This window comes from Azovibrio sp. (genome assembly GCF_049658005.1).
Lineage (GTDB): Bacteria > Pseudomonadota > Gammaproteobacteria > Burkholderiales > Rhodocyclaceae > Azovibrio.
This window is the reverse complement of the sequence record NZ_JBASOH010000136.1, coordinates 31,147-48,192: the sequence shown is the minus strand read 5'-3', so window position 1 is coordinate 48,192 and position 17,046 is coordinate 31,147. Positions and strand designations below refer to the sequence as shown.

General features: G+C 61.9%; 15 protein-coding genes. 7 read left to right on the top strand and 8 right to left on the bottom strand.

The features are described from left to right. Positions 1-8: 8 nt before the first annotated feature. From WBH99_RS13665 to WBH99_RS13645, 5 genes are read right to left on the bottom strand one after another with little or no spacing between them, the layout of a single operon-like run. On the bottom strand, positions 9-671 hold the full coding sequence (locus tag WBH99_RS13665; protein WP_424220646.1) for a DUF484 family protein: 663 nt from the start codon (positions 669-671) through the stop codon (positions 9-11). After that, positions 668-1,498, bottom strand: coding sequence for a diaminopimelate epimerase (dapF, locus tag WBH99_RS13660; protein WP_424220645.1), 831 nt, complete (start codon positions 1,496-1,498; stop codon positions 668-670). Before dapF ends, WBH99_RS13665 begins: the two co-directional genes overlap by 4 nt. Next, on the bottom strand, positions 1,498-2,010 hold the full coding sequence (locus tag WBH99_RS13655) for an N-acetyltransferase family protein (protein WP_424220644.1): 513 nt from the start codon (positions 2,008-2,010) through the stop codon (positions 1,498-1,500). The genes dapF and WBH99_RS13655 overlap by 1 nt, the downstream gene beginning before the upstream one ends. Continuing rightward, a complete protein-coding gene (locus tag WBH99_RS13650; RefSeq protein ID WP_424220643.1) occupies positions 2,011-2,901 on the bottom strand; it encodes a lysophospholipid acyltransferase family protein in 891 nt (296 codons plus the stop codon). Beyond that, positions 2,898-3,749: a lysophospholipid acyltransferase family protein gene (locus WBH99_RS13645; RefSeq protein WP_424220642.1), complete on the bottom strand. Its 852-nt coding sequence runs from the start codon at positions 3,747-3,749 to the stop codon at positions 2,898-2,900. The genes WBH99_RS13650 and WBH99_RS13645 overlap by 4 nt, the downstream gene beginning before the upstream one ends. Before the next feature lie 160 nt (positions 3,750-3,909). Between WBH99_RS13645 and metK the strand changes: the two genes are divergently transcribed. Next, positions 3,910-5,076 (top strand): methionine adenosyltransferase, encoded by a 1,167-nt coding sequence (metK, locus tag WBH99_RS13640; protein ID WP_424220641.1) that lies wholly within the window; start codon positions 3,910-3,912, stop codon positions 5,074-5,076. A 229-nt stretch (positions 5,077-5,305) separates the two neighbouring features. After that, complete coding sequence (locus tag WBH99_RS13635) at positions 5,306-8,020, top strand: cation-transporting P-type ATPase (RefSeq protein WP_424220640.1); 2,715 nt, start codon at positions 5,306-5,308, stop codon at positions 8,018-8,020. A gap of 48 nt (positions 8,021-8,068) precedes the next feature. Here the strand turns inward: WBH99_RS13635 and WBH99_RS13630 are convergent, their stop codons facing one another. Then, positions 8,069-9,121 (bottom strand): alkene reductase, encoded by a 1,053-nt coding sequence (locus WBH99_RS13630; RefSeq protein WP_424220639.1) that lies wholly within the window; start codon positions 9,119-9,121, stop codon positions 8,069-8,071. A gap of 453 nt (positions 9,122-9,574) precedes the next feature. On the opposite strand from WBH99_RS13630, the gene WBH99_RS13625 reads away from it, so the two are divergent. Both WBH99_RS13625 and WBH99_RS13620 read left to right on the top strand, forming a co-directional pair. Then, positions 9,575-9,949 (top strand): YajD family HNH nuclease, encoded by a 375-nt coding sequence (locus tag WBH99_RS13625; protein ID WP_424220638.1) that lies wholly within the window; start codon positions 9,575-9,577, stop codon positions 9,947-9,949. Continuing rightward, complete coding sequence (locus WBH99_RS13620) at positions 9,946-10,800, top strand: PA4780 family RIO1-like protein kinase (RefSeq protein WP_424220637.1); 855 nt, start codon at positions 9,946-9,948, stop codon at positions 10,798-10,800. Before WBH99_RS13625 ends, WBH99_RS13620 begins: the two co-directional genes overlap by 4 nt. 23 nt (positions 10,801-10,823) lie before the next feature. On the opposite strand, the gene trmA is transcribed toward WBH99_RS13620, so the two are convergent. Then, positions 10,824-11,918 (bottom strand): tRNA (uridine(54)-C5)-methyltransferase TrmA, encoded by a 1,095-nt coding sequence (gene trmA, locus WBH99_RS13615; RefSeq protein ID WP_424220636.1) that lies wholly within the window; start codon positions 11,916-11,918, stop codon positions 10,824-10,826. Positions 11,919-12,124: 206 nt separating this feature from the next. Between trmA and WBH99_RS13610 the strand changes: the two genes are divergently transcribed. Further along, positions 12,125-12,433 carry a hypothetical protein gene (locus WBH99_RS13610; protein WP_424220635.1) on the top strand — a complete coding sequence of 103 codons (309 nt, stop codon included), beginning with the start codon at positions 12,125-12,127 and terminating at the stop codon, positions 12,431-12,433. Positions 12,434-12,633: 200 nt separating this feature from the next. Here WBH99_RS13610 and WBH99_RS13605 read toward each other — a convergent pair whose 3' ends face one another. Then, the gene (locus WBH99_RS13605; protein ID WP_424220634.1) at positions 12,634-14,349 is read right to left on the bottom strand and encodes a response regulator; all 1,716 of its coding nucleotides are present in this window, start codon (positions 14,347-14,349) and stop codon (positions 12,634-12,636) included. A 189-nt stretch (positions 14,350-14,538) separates the two neighbouring features. Between WBH99_RS13605 and mnmG the strand changes: the two genes are divergently transcribed. Then, positions 14,539-16,425, top strand: a complete 1,887-nt coding sequence (gene mnmG, locus WBH99_RS13600) for a tRNA uridine-5-carboxymethylaminomethyl(34) synthesis enzyme MnmG (RefSeq protein ID WP_424220633.1) — start codon at positions 14,539-14,541, stop codon at positions 16,423-16,425. Next, a complete protein-coding gene (gene rsmG, locus WBH99_RS13595) occupies positions 16,422-17,039 on the top strand; it encodes a 16S rRNA (guanine(527)-N(7))-methyltransferase RsmG (RefSeq protein ID WP_424220632.1) in 618 nt (205 codons plus the stop codon). The genes mnmG and rsmG overlap by 4 nt, the downstream gene beginning before the upstream one ends. Positions 17,040-17,046 lie beyond the last annotated feature (7 nt).

Genomic DNA, 17,046 nt, shown 5'->3' with positions numbered 1-17,046 from the left:
GGAAAAGCTTATAAAGCCGTGTGCGTGGCCCGGGCCAGGGCGGCGGAAACCAGTTCGCCCAGACGCTCCAGGTAGAGGGTGCCCATGTCCGCGTAGAAACGCTGGATGTCTTCACTGCCCAGGGCAATCATGCCGATGGTGCCGCCGCCATTGCGAAGCGCAATCAGCCCTTGGGAGCGGATGTGTTCAGCGTGTTCGCCGAACCAGGAGGCGGTGCCGAAACCGGCGGTGGAACCACAGTAAGGCTTGGCGAGGGTTTCGGCAAAGACCTGGAGTTCTTCGCTGACGGCGGTGAACTCGGGCAGATCTTCGACGCCGGCCGGCTTGTCCCAGAGCCGCAGCGCCACATGGGGAATGGCGAAATCATCGCGCAGGTGGAAGTTGAGCAGGTGGATCACGGCCTGGAAGGTTTCCGCCGCGATCAGGCCGACGGAAAGCCGGTGCATCTTTTCGCTGATGGCATCGTTTTCCTCGCCGAAGGCGATCAGTTCGGCCAGCTTGCGCTCGAGTTGCTTGTTCTTGTCGCGCAGGGTGAGCATCTGCCGCTCACTGAGGGAAATGGTGCGGCCGCCGTGCGGGTGGGGCACGAAAATTTCTGCCAGCAGGTCGGCGTATTGGTCAAAAAATTCAGGATGGGCCTGCAGGTACTGGGCAACGGCTTCGGCGCTCATAGCTCGATTTCTCCGGTAAAGACGGTGACGGCCGGGCCGGTCATCCGCACGGGCTGAGCGGGACCCGCCCAGGCAATGGTAAGTTCTCCCCCCCGGGTGCTGACCCGCACCGGGGAATCCAGCAGGCCGCGGCGGATGCCGGCGACGACGGCAGCACAGGCGCCGGTGCCGCAGGCCAGGGTCTCGCCGGAGCCCCGCTCATGCACGCGCAGACGAATGTGGTGGCGGTCGAGCACCTGCATGAAACCGGCATTGACCCGCTCGGGGAAGCGCGGGTGAGCTTCCGTCAGGGGTCCGTGCACGGCCACCGGGGCCGAATCCACATCGGCCACCACCTGCACCGCGTGGGGGTTGCCGATGGAAACGACACTGATATCCACGCTCGTGCCGTCCAGGTCCAGGGGCTGGAGCACCGCATCGCTATCGCTGATGAAGGGAATTTCGTCCGGGGAAAAGCGGGGGACACCCATGTCCACGGTGACCTGGCCGTCGGCCTCCAGGCGCGGCGTGATCACGCCCTTTTGGGTTTCGACGCGGATTTCTTCCTTGGTGGTCAGGCCCTGGTCGAAGACGAAACGGGCAAAGCAGCGGGCGCCGTTACCGCACTGTTCCACCTCGCTACCGTCGGCGTTGAAGATGCGGTAACGGAAATCCACGCCGGGCTGAGTTGCCGGCTCCACCAGCAATAACTGGTCAAAGCCGATGCCGAAGTGGCGGTCGGCCAGAAAGCGCAGCTGCTCCGGGCTCAGGCTGAGCTGCTGGCGCACCCCGTCCAGGACCACGAAATCGTTGCCCAAACCCTGCATTTTGGTAAAACGGAGCAGCATCAGAGCATCTTCTCCATGATGAAGTCGTCCATCACGAAACCGTGGCCGATGTCGTCTACGATTGCTTCGCGCACTGCAAAACCATATTTGCGGTAGGAGTTGATGGCCGCTGTGTTGCGTTTGTTCACCGCCAGGATCACGCAGGGATGGCCAAGCCTCCTGGCCCGCTCCGCCACATGGGCAATCAGGCGGCCGCCTACCCCCTGACGCTGCAGGTCCGGGTGGATGTAGAGCTTGTCGAGCTTGAACTCGCCCTTGTAAATCTCGCTAAAGGCAAAACCGATGCGGCGCTGGTCCACAAACGCCTGGTCGAGCCACTTGTGGGCATCTTCCAGATCATCATAGAGACGCTCATGGCCGTAGCGCTGTTCGAGCATGAAGTCGATCTGTTCCTGGGTAATGATCCCGGGATAGGTGGCCTGCCAGATTTCCCGGGCCAGGGCGGCGATCGCCGGCACATCGGCAGGCAGGACGGGTTTGATCTCGATGCAAGGGGATGGGACTGGGCTCATTTAGTAAATCCTCGGTTCACCCTCAGGGCGGGTCTTGAAACGCTTGTGCAGCCAGAAATACTGTTCCGGCATGGTCAGCACCTGGGACTCGATGAATCGGTTCATGAAAGCGGTATCGGCCTCGATGCTTTCGCCGGGGAAATTTTCCCAGGGCGGGTGCAGTTCCACCTCGTAGCCATCCGGCACGAGGCGGGCGATGCAGGGCACCACTTTCGCCCCGGAGGCCCGCACAAGGCGGGAAACCCCCGTGATGGTAGCAGTCTCGACTCCGAAAAAGGGCACGAAAATGGATTCCCTGGGGCCAAAATCCATGTCCGGCAGATAGAAAAAGGGAATCCCCTGTTTCATGGCCCGCAGCACGCGGCGCATGCCCTCCTGGCGGGAGAGCAGCAGCGGAACATTGAAACGCATCCGCCCGGCAAACAGCACGGCATCGAAGACGGGATTCTTCTGCCGGGAATAGACGCTCACCACGGGCGTGGTCAAGGTCATCGCCACGATCACTCCGCCTGCATCCAGACCGACGAAATGGGGCGCGAGGATCAGGGTGGAGCGGCCATCCTGGCGCTGGAGATGCTCGCCGCCCTTGATCCGGATGATGCGTTCCAGCCGGGACCGGGGGGCCCACCAGAACAAGGTGCGATCCAGCATGGACTGGGCCAGGACGACGAAATGGCGGCGTAGCAGGCGCTTTTGCTCGGCCTCGCTGCACTGCGGAAAACACAGGGCGAGATTGATGCGCCCGATCCGGCGCCGCTCCCGGCCGAACAGGAACAATAGCCGGCCGAGGCCGGCCCCGAGCGAACGCAGCAACGGCAGTGGCAGCCAGTGCAGCAGCCAGAGCAGTCCCAGGCCGGCATAGGAGGGGAGATAGCGGAAAAAATGTTTCATGTAGAACCTGTCCTGGACGGTGGCTCGGCCCCGGCGGGACGCTTGTAACGATTGTAGCCCCACAGATACTGAGCCGGGCACTGGCGGATCAGGGCCTCGATCTCATGATTGATCTGCTCGGCCCGGGCCAGGGTATCCCCTTCCAGGGCCTGGCCCGGCGGGTGAAAATGCAGCCGGAAACCCCGGCCCCCGGGCAGACGCTCGCCCCAGGCCATGAGCACCGTGGCCCCGGTTTCCGACAGGCGGGCGGCCAGGGTCATGGTGTAAGCGGGACGGCCAAAGAAATCGAGCCAGGCACCCTCCCCCACCTTGGGGGCCTGATCGGGCAACATGCCCACGGCCTCGCCCTTCTTCAAGGCCTTGATCAGCGCCCGCACTCCGGACAGGTCGGCCGGTGCCAGGTGCAGCTGCGAGCGTTTGCGACCCGCCAGAATCATCTGCTGCAGGCTGACCTGCCGGGGTGGCCGGTACAGCACGGTAATCGGGCCAAAGGCAGAGTAGTACTGGGCGGTGATTTCGAAACAACCCAGATGCGGCGTCAGGAAAAGGATACCTTTACCGCGCGCCTGGGCAGACTGGACGTGTTCCCAGCCCATGACCTCGGCCACCTGGGCGTTGCTTTCCTCCAGGCTGCGCATCCAGATGCGCGCCAGCTCCAGCGACTGTTTACCCGCCTCCCGGGCCGCCGGCAAATACCACGCTGCACTGAACCCCGCTTGCGCCAGATTGGCCTGGAGGTTGCGTCGATAGCGTGGCGAGGCCCAATACACCAGCTCGCCCGCAAGCCCACCCAGGCGGTGCACCCAGACGAGCGGGAGATGGCTGAGAAGTCGGAAGAGAAAGACCATGATGCCGGAGGGCTTGCGCCTGAAGGAAAAAAGATTAAGATTATCGACTCGCCGAGTTAAAGAGACAACTTGCAGGGCGATTCATAAATACTGCTAAAGCGTCGCCGCTCCTGGGCCAGAGCCGGTAACGCCGGATAAGCCAGGTCCCCAGGAGTAAACCATGAGCAGCAACTACCTCTTCACTTCGGAATCCGTCTCCGAAGGCCATCCCGACAAAGTCGCCGACCAGATTTCCGACGCCATCCTGGATGCCATTCTGGCCCAGGACAAGCATTCGCGCGTCGCCGCCGAAACCCTGTGCAACACGGGTCTGGTGGTGCTGGCCGGCGAGATCACCACTCATGCCAACGTCGATTACATCCAGGTGGCGCGTAACACCATCAAGCGCATCGGCTACGACAACACCGAGTACGGCATCGACTACAAGGGCTGTGCCGTGCTGGTGGCCTATGACAAACAGAGTCCGGACATTGCCCAGGGCGTAAACAAGGCCTATGACGACGATCTGGGCCAGGGCGCCGGTGACCAGGGCCTGATGTTTGGCTATGCCTGTCAGGAAACGACCACGCTGATGCCCCTGCCCATCTATCTGTCCCACCGGCTGGTGGAACGTCAGGCCCATCTGCGCAAGGATGGCCGCCTGCCCTGGCTGCGCCCCGACGCCAAGAGCCAGGTCACCATCCGCTATGTCGATGGCAAGCCCGATGCCATCGACACCGTGGTGCTATCCACTCAGCATTCCCCGGAAATGTCCCTGGAAGCCATCCGCGAGGCCGTGATCGAGGACATCATCAAGCCCGTGCTGCCCAAGGAACTGATCAAGAATGGCATCAAGTATCTGGTGAACCCTACCGGTCGTTTCGTCGTCGGCGGTCCCCAGGGCGACTGCGGCCTCACTGGCCGCAAGATCATTGTGGACACTTACGGAGGTACCGCGCCCCACGGCGGCGGCGCCTTCTCCGGCAAGGACCCGTCCAAGGTGGACCGTTCCGCCGCCTATGCCGGCCGCTATGTGGCCAAGAACATCGTCGCCGCCGGCCTGGCCGGGCGCTGTCTGGTGCAGATTTCCTACGCCATCGGTGTGGCCGAGCCCACCTCCATCATGGTGGAGACTTTCGGCACCGGCAAACTGCCCAATGAAAAGCTGACCGAACTGGTTCGCCAGCATTTCGACCTGCGGCCCAGAGGCATCGTGAACATGCTCGACCTGCTCCGCCCCATCTACCAGAAGACCGCCGCCTACGGCCACTTCGGCCGGGACGAGCCGGAATTCACCTGGGAAGCCCTCGATAAGGCAGAACTGCTCAAGAACGCCGCCGGGCTCTGATCCGGTTGATTCAAACAGGGGAGGCAACTCCCCTTTACCTTTCAAGCCCTCGTCACGAGCCCCGCAACACCTTCGAGCCTGCCTCCAGGGGCTCACGGGGCGCGCCACCCCCCGGCCCTGGGCATACGCCCGGCCCCCTTCCCGTGCCCCCCGGCGCAATTTCCGGTCTTGGTCATGCCCCCCGATGCTGTATAAATGGCATCATCGTGCATCATCACCGGAGTTCATCATGACGACCCAACCCCCCTGCTGGCATCAGGAATCCGCCGCTCAGGCGCTGAAAATCCAAGCCTCCCGGCGCGATGGCCTGGATGCCGAGATGGTCCAGGAAAGACGGAACCGCTTTGGCCCCAACCGCCTGACGCCACCCAAAAAAAAGGGGCCGCTGATGCGCTTCCTGCTGCAATTTCACAACGTCCTCATCTATGTGCTGCTGGTCGCCGCCGGGGTGACGGCGGCCCTGGGGGAATGGGTGGATACGGGCGTGATCCTGGGGGTGGTGCTCATCAACGGTTTGATCGGCTTCATCCAGGAAGGCAAGGCGGAAAAATCCCTGGATGCCATCCGCAACCTGCTGTCCCTGCATGCCACCGTGCTGCGCTCCGGCCAGCGCCTCGAAATCGCCGCTGAGGACCTGGTGCCTGGCGACATCGTGCTGCTGAGTCCGGGAGACAAAGTGCCCGCCGACCTGCGCCTGATCGAAACCCGCAACCTGCGCATCGAAGAGGCGGCCCTCACCGGCGAATCGGAACCGGTTGAAAAGAATCCCGAGCCCGTGGCAGCCGAAGCCGCGATTGGCGACCGGACCTGCATGGCCTATTCCGGCACCCTGGTGGTGTTCGGTCAGGGCCGGGGCCTGGTGGTGGGCACCGCCGACCAGACCGAAATCGGCCGCATCGGCCGCATGCTGGCCAACGTCGAAGACATCAGCACCCCGCTGCTCAAGCAAACGGCCCGCTTCGGCCAGGGACTCACCCTCGCCATCATGGCTCTGACCGTTTTTTCCCTCGTTTTTGGCATCGCGGTGCACGGTTACGGCGCCGCACAAATGTTCCTGGCCGCCGTGGGCATCGCCGTGGCCGCCGTTCCCGAAGGTCTACCGGCGGTCATGACCATCACCCTGGCCATCGGGGTGCAGCGCATGGCCGCGCGCCAGGCCATCATTCGCCGCATGCCGGCGGTGGAAACCCTGGGAGCCGTTACCGTCATCTGTACCGACAAAACTGGCACCCTGACCAAAAACGAAATGACCGTGCAACGCCTGGTCACCGCCGACCGGGTGCTGGACGTGGAAGGCATCGGCTACACCCCGCGGGGTGGATTTTCCTGCGCTGGCCGGGAACTGAGGCTGGAGGAACTTCCCGAACTTGCGGAAATCGGTCGCATCGCCCTGCTTTGCAATGACGCCACCTTGGAGAAGAAAAACGGAAAATGGGTGCTTCAGGGCGACCCTACCGAAGGCGCCTTGCTCACCCTGGGCCGCAAGACGGGGCTGGAGCCTCATTTCGAAGCCGAAGCCTCGCCCCGGATCGATGTGATTCCTTTCGAATCCCAGCACCGCTTCATGGCCACTTTGCATCACGACCATGCCGGCCATGCCTTTGCCTTCATCAAGGGCGCACCGGAGGAAATACTGACGGTGTGCACCCGGCAACGCCAGGCCGGCCAGGATCAAGCTCTGGATGCGGCCTTTTGGCAGGCACAGATCGAAGCCATGGCCCAAGCCGGGCAGCGGGTATTGGCGCTGGCCATGACCCCCATGCCTCCGGAAAAGACCCACCTGACATTCGCCGACCTCCAGACTGATCTCACCCTGGTCGCCCTGGCCGGCATCATGGACCCGCCCCGGGAAGAAGCCATCGCGGCAGTGGCCCAGTGCCAGGCCGCCGGCATCCGGGTCAAGATGATCACCGGCGACCATAGCGTCACGGCCCAGGCGGTTGGCAAGATCATGGGCATCGGTAGCAATGACAGGACACTCACTGGCACCGAGATAGAAACCCTGGACGACGAAGCCATCTGCCTGGCCGTCCGGGACACGGACGTGTTTGCCCGGGCCAGCCCGGAACACAAGTTACGGCTGGTGCAGGCGATGCAGGCCAACGGTGAAGTGGTGTCGATGACCGGCGACGGGGTCAATGACGCTCCCGCCCTGAAACAGGCCGATGTCGGCGTGGCAATGGGCCTGAAGGGCACGGAAGCCGCCAAGGAAGCCGCAGAAATGGTGCTGGCCAACGACAATTTCGCCTCCATCGCCGCCGCCGTGGAAGAAGGTCGTACGGTCTATGACAACCTGCGCAAGGCCATCATCTACATCCTGCCCACCAGTTCCGGCCAGGCGGCGATGGTCTTGATCGCCGTGCTGCTGGGCATGACCCTGCCCATCACCCCCGTGCAGATCCTGTGGGTGAACATGGTCACCGCCATCACCCTGTCCATGGCCTTTGCCTTTGAACGGCCCGAAGCCAACATCATGAAACGCCCGCCCCGGAACCCGACTGAGCCACTGGTGAATGGTTTCATGCTCTGGCGGATCGGTTTTGTCACCTTGCTGATGGTGCTGGTCTCCTTCGGTCTCTTCCTCTGGGAGCAAAACCAGGGCGCCAGTGTGGAAGTCTCCCGCACCGTGGCGGTCAATGCCCTGGTGGTGGCAGAAATGTTCTACCTGTTCAACTGCCGCAGCCTGCAAGGTTCGATCCTGAATCGGGAAGGTTTTTTCGGCAACACCCTGGCACTCCAGGCCATAGGCGGTCTGTTCCTGCTGCAACTAGCCTTTACCTATCTGCCGCTGATGCAGGAAATGTTTCACACCGCGGCCATCGATGCCGCCGCCTGGCTACGCATCTTCGTGGCAGGGGTCTTGCTGCTGCTGATCGTGGAGGGGGAAAAGGCCCTGTTCGGCCAGTTGGGAAAAAACCAGCAGGAAAAAAATCAGCGCACTTGAATCAGCTTGAATCAGCTTGAAAAAAAAGGGGGCCAAGGCCCCCTTCCTTCATTTCAGCACGGGGTAATCCGTATAGCCTTCGGCACCGCTGGCATAGAACAACTCCGGTCTGGCTTCGTTGAGCGGAGCTCCCTGCCGCAAACGCCGTACCAGATCCGGGTTGGCGATAAAGGCCACACCAAAGGCAACCGCGTCGGCCTGAGCGCTTTCCACAATCGCCGCTGCAGTGGCCGCCGTCAGGCCCTGATTGGCAATGAATACCCCGCCGAATTTCCGCTTCAATTCCGGCCCCAGGAGGCCGGGACCCTGGGCTTCGCGGGCGAAGATGAAGGCAATCTTGCGCTTGCCCAGTTGTTCCGCCACATAACCGAAGGTGGCCGCCGGGTTGCTGTCCCCCATGGAGTGGGTATCGCAACGGGGAGACAGATGCACACCGACCCGGCCCGGTCCCCAGACCTCGATCGCCGCGTCGGTGACTTCCAGCAGCAGCCGGGCGCGGTTCTCGATCGGGCCGCCATAGGCATCGCTACGCCGGTTGGTGCTGTCCTCTAGAAACTGATCAAGCAGGTAGCCATTAGCCCCGTGGATTTCCACACCGTCGAAGCCTGCCCGCTTCGCATTTTCGGCGCCCAGGCGATAAGCCGCGACGATACCGGGAATTTCATCGCTTTCCAGGGCCCTGGGGGTCACATAGGGGCGCTGCGGACGTACCAGGCTGACATGGCCCTCGGGTGCGATGGCACTAGGCGCTACAGGCAGTTCGCCGTCGAGATAGCAGGGGTCGGACACCCGGCCCACATGCCAGAGTTGCAAAAAGATGCGGCCCCCCTTGGCGTGCACCGCATCCGTGACCTGTTTCCAGCCTTCCACCTGGGCCTCGCTCCAGATACCCGGGGTATCCGGGTAGCCCACCCCCTGGGGACAAACAGAAGTGGCCTCGGACAAAATCAGCCCGGCATCCGCCCGCTGGGCGTAATACTCGGCCATCAGGGCATTGGGCACCCGGCCGGCACTGGCGCGGCAACGGGTAAGCGGGGCCATGAGGATGCGGTTGGGCAAAACCAATTCACCCACCTGCAAGGGATCGAAAAGGGTAGTCATGGGAAAACTCCTGTCTCAGGGGAAAGCATCAAAAGAACCATAGCTCCGGAATTATGGAACATATCCGCCAGTTCACCTACAAGGTGGCTTCTGCGGCGCGTTCTGCGCCTGCGCTGCGCATGGCCGACAAAGCAGCAGGCTGAGACCCAGGCCGCCCGGGTGCAGGTCATGGCCATGGCCAGAAGCGCCCGGGCGGCTTTCGATTTTTCTGGCATCTCAGGTTTATCATTAAAGGTATACAGTCAACAACGTTAACTACTAAGTACCGGACAAGTCTGTGGATAAAATAAAAAAACAGTGAAACTTCAATGACTTCAAAGAACTTTCAGGGTCTTGGCAAGTCTCCCTGAGGGCTGTTGATGAAATTCGAACTGTTCATCCACAGGCCTGTTTTCTGTGATTTATCCCCTTTTCGACTACAGTTTGTGCACAGACTTGTGCGACTCCATCCCCATGAAAAACATCGACCACAAGCGCCTTGATCTCCTTGTCCTGGATGCCCGCAAGGCGAGCGAAAGCCGCGAAAAAGGCTATCGGGAGCGTGCCCTGAAAATCTATCCCTGGATTTGTGGCCGTTGTGCCCGGGAATTCACGCATGGCAATCTCAGCCAACTCACCGTGCATCACCGGGATCACAATCACGACAACAATCCGGCAGATGGCAGCAACTGGGAGTTACTCTGCCTGTATTGTCACGACAATGAACATCAGAAGCAGATGGAAGTGGATCTGGGCAATACCAGCATCCGGGATGCCAGGGGAGGTGGGGCCAGCCATTCCCCCTTTGCCAACCTGAAAGCCCTCTTGAAAACGGAAGACAAGGCATGAAGACACCGCGCCGGATCGAACCCCTGGTTGCCGACGGGCTGGTGGACCGTGTCGTTCGCCAGCTCATGAGCGGCAAGGAAGCCATGGTGTTCGTGGTCCAGTGCGGTGATGAATTACGCTGCGCCAAGGTTTACAAGGAAGCCAGCAAACGCAGTTTTCGCCAGGCCGTGGATTACACCGAAGGCCGCAAGACCAGGAACAGCCGCCAGGCCCGGGCCATGGGCAAAGGCACCCGCTATGGTCGCCAGGAACAGGAATCCGCCTGGCAGCATGCGGAGGTGGATGCCCTGTACCGGCTTGCCGCCGCCGGGGTACGGGTGCCAAAGCCCTACAATTTTCACGAAGGGGTATTGTTGATGGAACTGGTGGCCGACGAAAACGGCGACCCTGCACCGCGCCTCAACGATGTGGTGCTAAGCCCGGAAATCGCCCGTCAATATCACGCCGACCTGCTGCGTCAGGTGGTACGCATGCTCTGCGCCGGCATCGTCCATGGCGATCTGTCTGAATACAACGTGCTGGTGGATGGGGATGGCCCGGTCATCATCGATCTGCCTCAAGCCGTGGATGCCGCTGCCAACAACAACGCCAGCCGCATGCTGGAGCGGGATGTGGATAACCTGACTGCTTATTTCGGCCAGTTTGCCGAGGAACTGCTGCAAACCCAGTATGGCAAGGAAATCTGGGCGCTCTTCGAAAATGGCAAGCTGCAGCCGGAAAGCGAACTCACTGGATGTTTCAAACCAACTGAAAAAACGGCCGACCTCGACGAAATCATGGAAGTCATCCAGGCCGCCAAGGCCGAAGATGCCGCCCGACGCGCCCGTAAAGCCGCCGCCAACGAGCCATAGCCAACATAGCCAAGTATCGAGTTTCATCTCTGGCGCCGTGTCAGTAGCAGGCCGCTCTCCAGATGGTGGGTATAGGGAAACTGATCGAACACGGCCACCGCAGTGATGCGGTGGGTCTCCTGCAGAACCGCCATGTTCTCGGCCAGGCTGGCTGGATTGCAGGAAATATAAAGGATGTGGTCAAAATCCCGGGCCAGCGCCAGGGTCTGGGTGTCCAGACCACTGCGGGGCGGATCCACGCACAGCGTCGAAAATCGATAGCCGTTCAAATCGAGGTGGGCCAACGGTTTGAAGCTCTTTTTCCCGCTCAGGGCTTGACTCAATTCCGCGCTGGAAATCCGGGCCAAAGCCACGTTGTTCACCTGGTTGGCTTTCAGATTGAACTCGGCGGCCTGCACCGATGCTTTGCTCAGTTCCGTGGCAAGCACCTGCCTGAACAAGGGTGCCAGAGCGATGGTGAAATTGCCGTTGCCGCAATAAAGTTCCAGCAGATCGCCTCCCAAGCCTTGAAGCTGCTGACAGGCCCAGCCCAGCATCTTGCGGTTTACCTGGCCATTGGGCTGCGTGAAGCTGCCTTCAATCTGCTGGTATTGCAGCTGGCGGCCGTTCAACTCGAAACTTTCCAGCACCCAGTCACGTTGCAACACAGTTTTGCGGCCCTTGCTGCGGCCCAGCAACGGCAGTTTCAGGCTGGCGGCCAGATCCTGGGCAGCGGCTTCCCAACGTTTGCCCAGATGGGTGTGATACACCAAGGTCAGCAGTAATTCGCCGCTCAGAGTTGCCAGAAAATCCACCCGGAACAGACCATCCCGGAGGGTGTTGCTGGCTTGCAAGGCTTCTTGCAGGCGCGGCATCAACGCGCAGATCGGTTCTGCCGCGGCCGGAAAACTTTGTATGGGAATCAAGGAGATGGAATCCCCCGGCGCAAACATGGCGTAGTGGATTTTCCTGCCTTCATGGAGAATATGAAATTCAGCGCGCAAACGGTAGTGCAGGGGCGGCGAAACAAAAATTTCAGGGTCGGGCAGGCCATGGGGTGCGAAGGTCTGTCTGAACCGTGCCAGCTTCTCGTCCAGTTGGTCCTGGTAGCGGGTCGGGTCTATGGTTTGCAAGGACATGGGATCAAGCGATTTTTCAGGAACGGGAAACTATACACGGCTGCCATTCTCGCGGCGGGCCGGTCGGGCCCGCTTTCAGGAGGGTCACGAGGAGGGGCACGAGGAGGGGCACGCCGTCGTGAAAATATCGGATTTTTTTAATGAAAAAATCATGAAGCGGGAATTTAATGGGTGGCTCTATCCCTCTATCCTACTGGGAGCACACCATGCGACACTCTCTCTTGCTGGCCTGTTCGGGCATCTGCATTGCGGCAGCCCAGGCAGTTGAATACGGCTCCACCACCCTGACTCATGTAGCGCAACCGGAAAGCGCGGTGTTTGATTACGCCACCCAGGTATGCGGAAAATCGGCCGCCTTGCCCAGGGTATTGTCTCTTCCTGGAGGCGAAGCAAAAGCAGGCCACATCGTGTGTATGTCCGGTGAAAGCAGGACTGGAGATGTTTTTTCCAGAATTGAAGCGGACAGGATTTACATCAATTACCGGCTCGATCAGGGCCTTTCCGAGGTGAGGTAGGCGGCTCCTGCCGTCCCAGTCGGGGACATCCGCGCGCCAGGTTTCCTGGGTATCTGGGTATCAGGGTGGCGGCGTGCGCGACCCACCCGTACAGGGTGCACAGGGGCGTACAGGAGCGCACAGGGGCGGCATACAGGGTGAGGGCGTACAGGGCGCACGAGGCATCCAGGGCGGTCTCGCTCTTTGCAGCGTTCCCGCTTTCAGGGTGACTGACTATTGGAACCGGCTTCCACGTCCAGGATGGAAATGCCGTATTTGCGGGCTACCTGGGCGTGGATTTCGAGGGTCAGAAGTACTTTGGGATTGCGGGGCGCCTTGGTCTGGGCTCGTTTCAGGTAGTCCGTGGCCCGGGCGGCGAGGTCCACGTCCCAGCCCTGCTGGTCCATGAGAGTGAAGATGGCGCGGGCGGCATTGACCAGGAACTGCACATTGGGAACCCGGTCGGCAGCGTTCATCAGCATGTCCACCGCGGCTTTGAGGTCGCCACCCCGGGCCGTCAGGACGCCTTCGTTGTTGAGACGGATGATTTCGGCGCCCACCTCTTCGAGCATGGCCCGGCCCACGTCGGACTGACCGGTTTTCTCGAACACGTTCTCGATGTGGGAAATGACCCGGAAATCGTCGTGGTGTTCCGTGGCGACCTGGCGCAGGAGCTGGTGAGCTGCCTCGTCCTTGCCGGTTTCCATGCAGGCCTGGGCCAGGTCTACGGTCAGGCGCCTGGAGCCGGGTACGGTGGAGTCCTGTTCTGCCGCCAGTTCCTGATGCAGCTTGAGCGCCTGTTCCACGAGCTGCCCGGCCTTGGCCTCGTCGCCTTCCTTCTGATAGCTGAGGCTTTCCATCACCAGGGCGGCCAGTTCTCCTTGTTTTTCACCCCGCCAGTCCCGGCGCAGGTTCTTGATGACTTCCCGGGCGCCGTTCAGATTGCCTTTTTCCAGATGCACCTTGGAGAGGCTGGTGTAGTCATCCACGGAGCGCAGGCTGGAGCCGCGGTGTCGTTCCAGCACTTTGCTGAAAGCCCGTTCGGCCACCTCCAGCTCATTGTTCTGCAGGGCCAGATCGCCGACCAGGCGCAGGCGCAGGGTGTTATGGGGAGCGCGCAGGGCGGCCTCTTGCAGGGCTTCCTGGGCTTCTACCAGATGGCCTTGAGATTCCCGCACCAGGGAGAGGAAGTCATAGGCCGAAAGAAAATCGGGGTTTTCCTCGATCAGTTCCTGGGCCAGCTTTTCGGCTTCCTCCAGCCGGTTCTGAGTGCGGGCCACCATGGCCAGACCCATCTTGGCCCAGGGAATGGGCTTCAGGGTCAGCAGGCCCTGATAGAGCCCCTGGGCTTCCTCCAGTCGCCCCAGGGTTTGCAGTAGTTCGCCCTTGAAACGCTGGGCTTCCAGCTGATAGGCAGGGTTTTCCATGATGACCAGATCGCAGGCCTGGATGGCCTGCTCGAAGGCGCCCCGGGCCATGTGGGTGTAGATCGGCTTGAGGACATGCTTCTTGTAGAGCGCCTTGGTCAGCCGGGTCTGCAGCAGGTCGGCGGTGAAAGGCTTGATCAGGTAGTCGTCCGGGGTCAGTTCGGCCAGGGAAACCACGTTGTGATAGCTGCGCTCGCTGGTAACGATCATGTACACCGCAGAGAGGGGCAGCAGGTGGTTGTGGCGCAATTCCTCCAGCAACTGCTGGCCATCCCGGCCGTCTTCGAGGATGTAGTCGGAGAGCACGATGTCAAAAGGGTTGTTCCTGACCTGGCGCAGCACATCGGCAGAGGAGCCAGCCCCATGCACCTGGGTGATGCCCAGATTGGCGAGCATCAGGCGCAGGGATTCCCGGGCGGGCGGGTGGCGGTCAATGATCAGGACCCGCTGCTTGTGCAAGTCTGCCTGCATGGTTGCGAGCAGGGCCGCGGTGTTTTCGGAGACGTCCATGAAAAATACTTATGAATCGGATGGTCCGCGAAACTACGCCAGTTAAGAGCGGCCAGCAAGGAGATTGGAGGTCCGGACCGGGCCGATGCGTCAGGGCGCTGCAAAAACTGTGTTTTTTCAGCGCCCTGACGTAAAATCGCCGTCCCTCTGCCTTCGTCTCCTGCCCTGTACCGGGGGTATTTCCCGCCCATGATTTTTCCTACCCGATTCGATGTCATCGTTGTCGGCGGCGGCCACGCCGGGACCGAGGCTGCGCTGGCCGCGGCCCGGGCCGGCGCGCAGACCCTGCTCCTGACCCATAATCTGGAGACCCTCGGGGCGATGAGCTGCAATCCTTCCATCGGTGGCATCGGCAAGGGCCATCTGGTGAAGGAGGTGGATGCCCTGGGCGGCGCCATGGCGGCGGCCACCGACGAGGGCGGCATCCAGTTTCGCATCCTCAACGCCTCCAAGGGCCCGGCGGTGCGTGCCACCCGGGCCCAGGCCGACCGGGTGCTGTACCGCCAGGCGATCCGTAAGCGTCTGGAAAACCAGCCGAATCTGACCTTGTTCGCCCAGGCTTGCGACGATCTGATCGTCGCGGGCGACCGGGTGGTGGGGGCGGTGACCCAGCTTGGCATCCGCTTCGAGGCCCGGGCCGTGGTGCTCACCGCCGGGACTTTCCTGAACGGCCTGATCCATGTAGGGCTGTCGAACTACACCGGCGGCCGCATGGGCGACCCGCCCAGCGTTTCCCTGGCGGCGCGGCTGAAGGAACTCGAGCTGCCCCAGGGCCGCCTCAAGACCGGCACCCCGCCCCGGCTGGATGGCAAGACCATCGACTACTCGAAACTGACGCCGCAGTATTCGGATGCGCCGCTGCCGGTGTTTTCCTTCCTGGGCCACCCCGGGCAGCATCCGGCCCAGTTGCCCTGCTGGATCACTCAGACCAATGGCCGCACCCATGACATCATCCGCAGCGGTCTGGACCGCTCGCCCATGTACACCGGCGTGATCGAAGGCGTCGGGCCGCGCTACTGTCCCTCCATCGAGGACAAGATCCATCGCTTCGCCGACAAGGACAGCCACAACGTCTTTCTCGAGCCCGAGGGCCTGACGACCCACGAAATTTACCCGAACGGGATTTCCACCAGCCTGCCCTTCGACATCCAGCTGGCGGTGGTGCGCTCCATCCGCGGCCTGGAAAACTGCCACATCCTGCGTCCCGGCTATGCCATCGAATACGATTTTTATGATCCCCGTGGGCTCAAATCCTCCCTGGAATCGAAAGCCATCGGCGGTCTGTTCTTCGCCGGCCAGATCAACGGCACCACCGGCTACGAAGAAGCGGCGGCCCAGGGTCTGCTCGCCGGGGTCAATGCAGCCCTGCAGGTCCAGGGCCAGGACGCCTGGTGCCCACGCCGGGACGAGGCCTATCTGGGGGTGATGGTGGACGACCTGATCACCCGGGGCGTGACCGAGCCCTACCGGATGTTCACCAGCCGGGCCGAATACCGCTTGCAATTGCGCGAGGACAATGCCGACCTGCGTCTCACCGAACAGGGCCGGAAACTGGGGCTGGTGGATGATGAACGCTGGGCGGCCTTTTGCACCAAGCGCGAAGCCATCGCCCGGGAAAGCGAGCGGCTCAAGACCACCTGGGTCAATCCGGCGATCCTGCCGGCGGCCGAGGCAAAGCGGGTGCTGGGCAAGGCCATCGAGCGGGAGTACACCCTGTTCGACCTGCTGCGCCGTCCCGAAGTCAGCTATCCGGATCTGATGACCCTGCCTCAGGCCGGGGAAGGCGTTCAGGACCCTCTGATCATCGAGCAACTGGACATCCAGGCCAAGTATCAAGGTTATATCGACCGGCAGCAGGATGAGGTGGCCAGGGCCGCCGCCTATGAGGAAACTCCTCTGCCCGGAGACATGGATTTCAGCCAGGTGCCCGGCCTCTCCCGGGAGGTGCAGCAGAAGCTGGCGCAGTACAAACCCGGGACCCTGGGCCAGGCCGGGCGCATCCAGGGCATCACCCCGGCTGCCATTTCCCTGCTGCTGATCCAGTTGAAGCGCCAGGGGCGCCCGGTGAAGCCATGAGTGAGCGGGAACGACTGAACCGGGATGTCGCGGCCATGGGGCTGGTCCTGCCCGAAGGGGCGGTGGACAAGCTCCTGGCCTATCGCGACCTGATGTTGAAATGGAACCGGACGTACAATCTCACCGCCCTGAAGGACCCGGCCCGGATGTTGTCCCACCATCTGCTCGATTCCCTGGCCATCCTGCCCTGGGTCACCGGCCCGGAACTGCTCGATGTGGGCAGTGGCGCCGGCTTGCCGGGCATCCCCCTGGCCATTGCCCGGCCCGACCTGCAGGTGACCTTGGTGGATGCGGTGCAAAAGAAAGCCGCTTTCCAGCGTCAGGCGGCCATCGAACTGGGCCTGGCCAATGTGGAGGCCCGTCATGCCCGGGTGGAGGAAATGAATGGCAGATATGCCATGATCACGTCCCGGGCCTTTGCCGAGCTGGCGGATTTCGTCCGCCTCACCCGGCCCTTGCTGGCTCCTGAGGGCTGCTGGCTGGCCATGAAAGGCCAGCAGCCGGATCAGGAATTGGCCGCCCTGCCCGCCGGCGTGAAGCTGAGCGCCCTCCACTTTCTGGCGGTGCCCGGCCTCGAAGCCGCCCGGCATCTCGTGATTTTGCAGGCTGAATGAGTTGCAG

What these genes read in the sequence shown, in the direction of transcription:
- WBH99_RS13620 (WP_424220637.1), top strand. Translation starts at nt 9,946, where the DNA reads ATGAAGACACCGCGCCGGATCGAACCCCTGGTTGCCGACGGGCTGGTG.
- WBH99_RS13650 (WP_424220643.1), bottom strand. Translation starts at nt 2,901, where the DNA reads ATGAAACATTTTTTCCGCTATCTCCCCTCCTATGCCGGCCTGGGACTG.
- WBH99_RS13635 (WP_424220640.1), top strand. Translation starts at nt 5,306, where the DNA reads ATGACGACCCAACCCCCCTGCTGGCATCAGGAATCCGCCGCTCAGGCG.
- WBH99_RS13610 (WP_424220635.1), top strand. Translation starts at nt 12,125, where the DNA reads ATGCGACACTCTCTCTTGCTGGCCTGTTCGGGCATCTGCATTGCGGCA.
- WBH99_RS13655 (WP_424220644.1), bottom strand. Translation starts at nt 2,010, where the DNA reads ATGAGCCCAGTCCCATCCCCTTGCATCGAGATCAAACCCGTCCTGCCT.
- dapF (WP_424220645.1), bottom strand. Translation starts at nt 1,498, where the DNA reads ATGCTGCTCCGTTTTACCAAAATGCAGGGTTTGGGCAACGATTTCGTG.
- mnmG (WP_424220633.1), top strand. Translation starts at nt 14,539, where the DNA reads ATGATTTTTCCTACCCGATTCGATGTCATCGTTGTCGGCGGCGGCCAC.
- trmA (WP_424220636.1), bottom strand. Translation starts at nt 11,918, where the DNA reads ATGTCCTTGCAAACCATAGACCCGACCCGCTACCAGGACCAACTGGAC.
- WBH99_RS13665 (WP_424220646.1), bottom strand. Translation starts at nt 671, where the DNA reads ATGAGCGCCGAAGCCGTTGCCCAGTACCTGCAGGCCCATCCTGAATTT.
- WBH99_RS13605 (WP_424220634.1), bottom strand. Translation starts at nt 14,349, where the DNA reads ATGGACGTCTCCGAAAACACCGCGGCCCTGCTCGCAACCATGCAGGCA.
- WBH99_RS13625 (WP_424220638.1), top strand. Translation starts at nt 9,575, where the DNA reads ATGAAAAACATCGACCACAAGCGCCTTGATCTCCTTGTCCTGGATGCC.
- WBH99_RS13645 (WP_424220642.1), bottom strand. Translation starts at nt 3,749, where the DNA reads ATGGTCTTTCTCTTCCGACTTCTCAGCCATCTCCCGCTCGTCTGGGTG.
- WBH99_RS13630 (WP_424220639.1), bottom strand. Translation starts at nt 9,121, where the DNA reads ATGACTACCCTTTTCGATCCCTTGCAGGTGGGTGAATTGGTTTTGCCC.
- metK (WP_424220641.1), top strand. Translation starts at nt 3,910, where the DNA reads ATGAGCAGCAACTACCTCTTCACTTCGGAATCCGTCTCCGAAGGCCAT.
- rsmG (WP_424220632.1), top strand. Translation starts at nt 16,422, where the DNA reads ATGAGTGAGCGGGAACGACTGAACCGGGATGTCGCGGCCATGGGGCTG.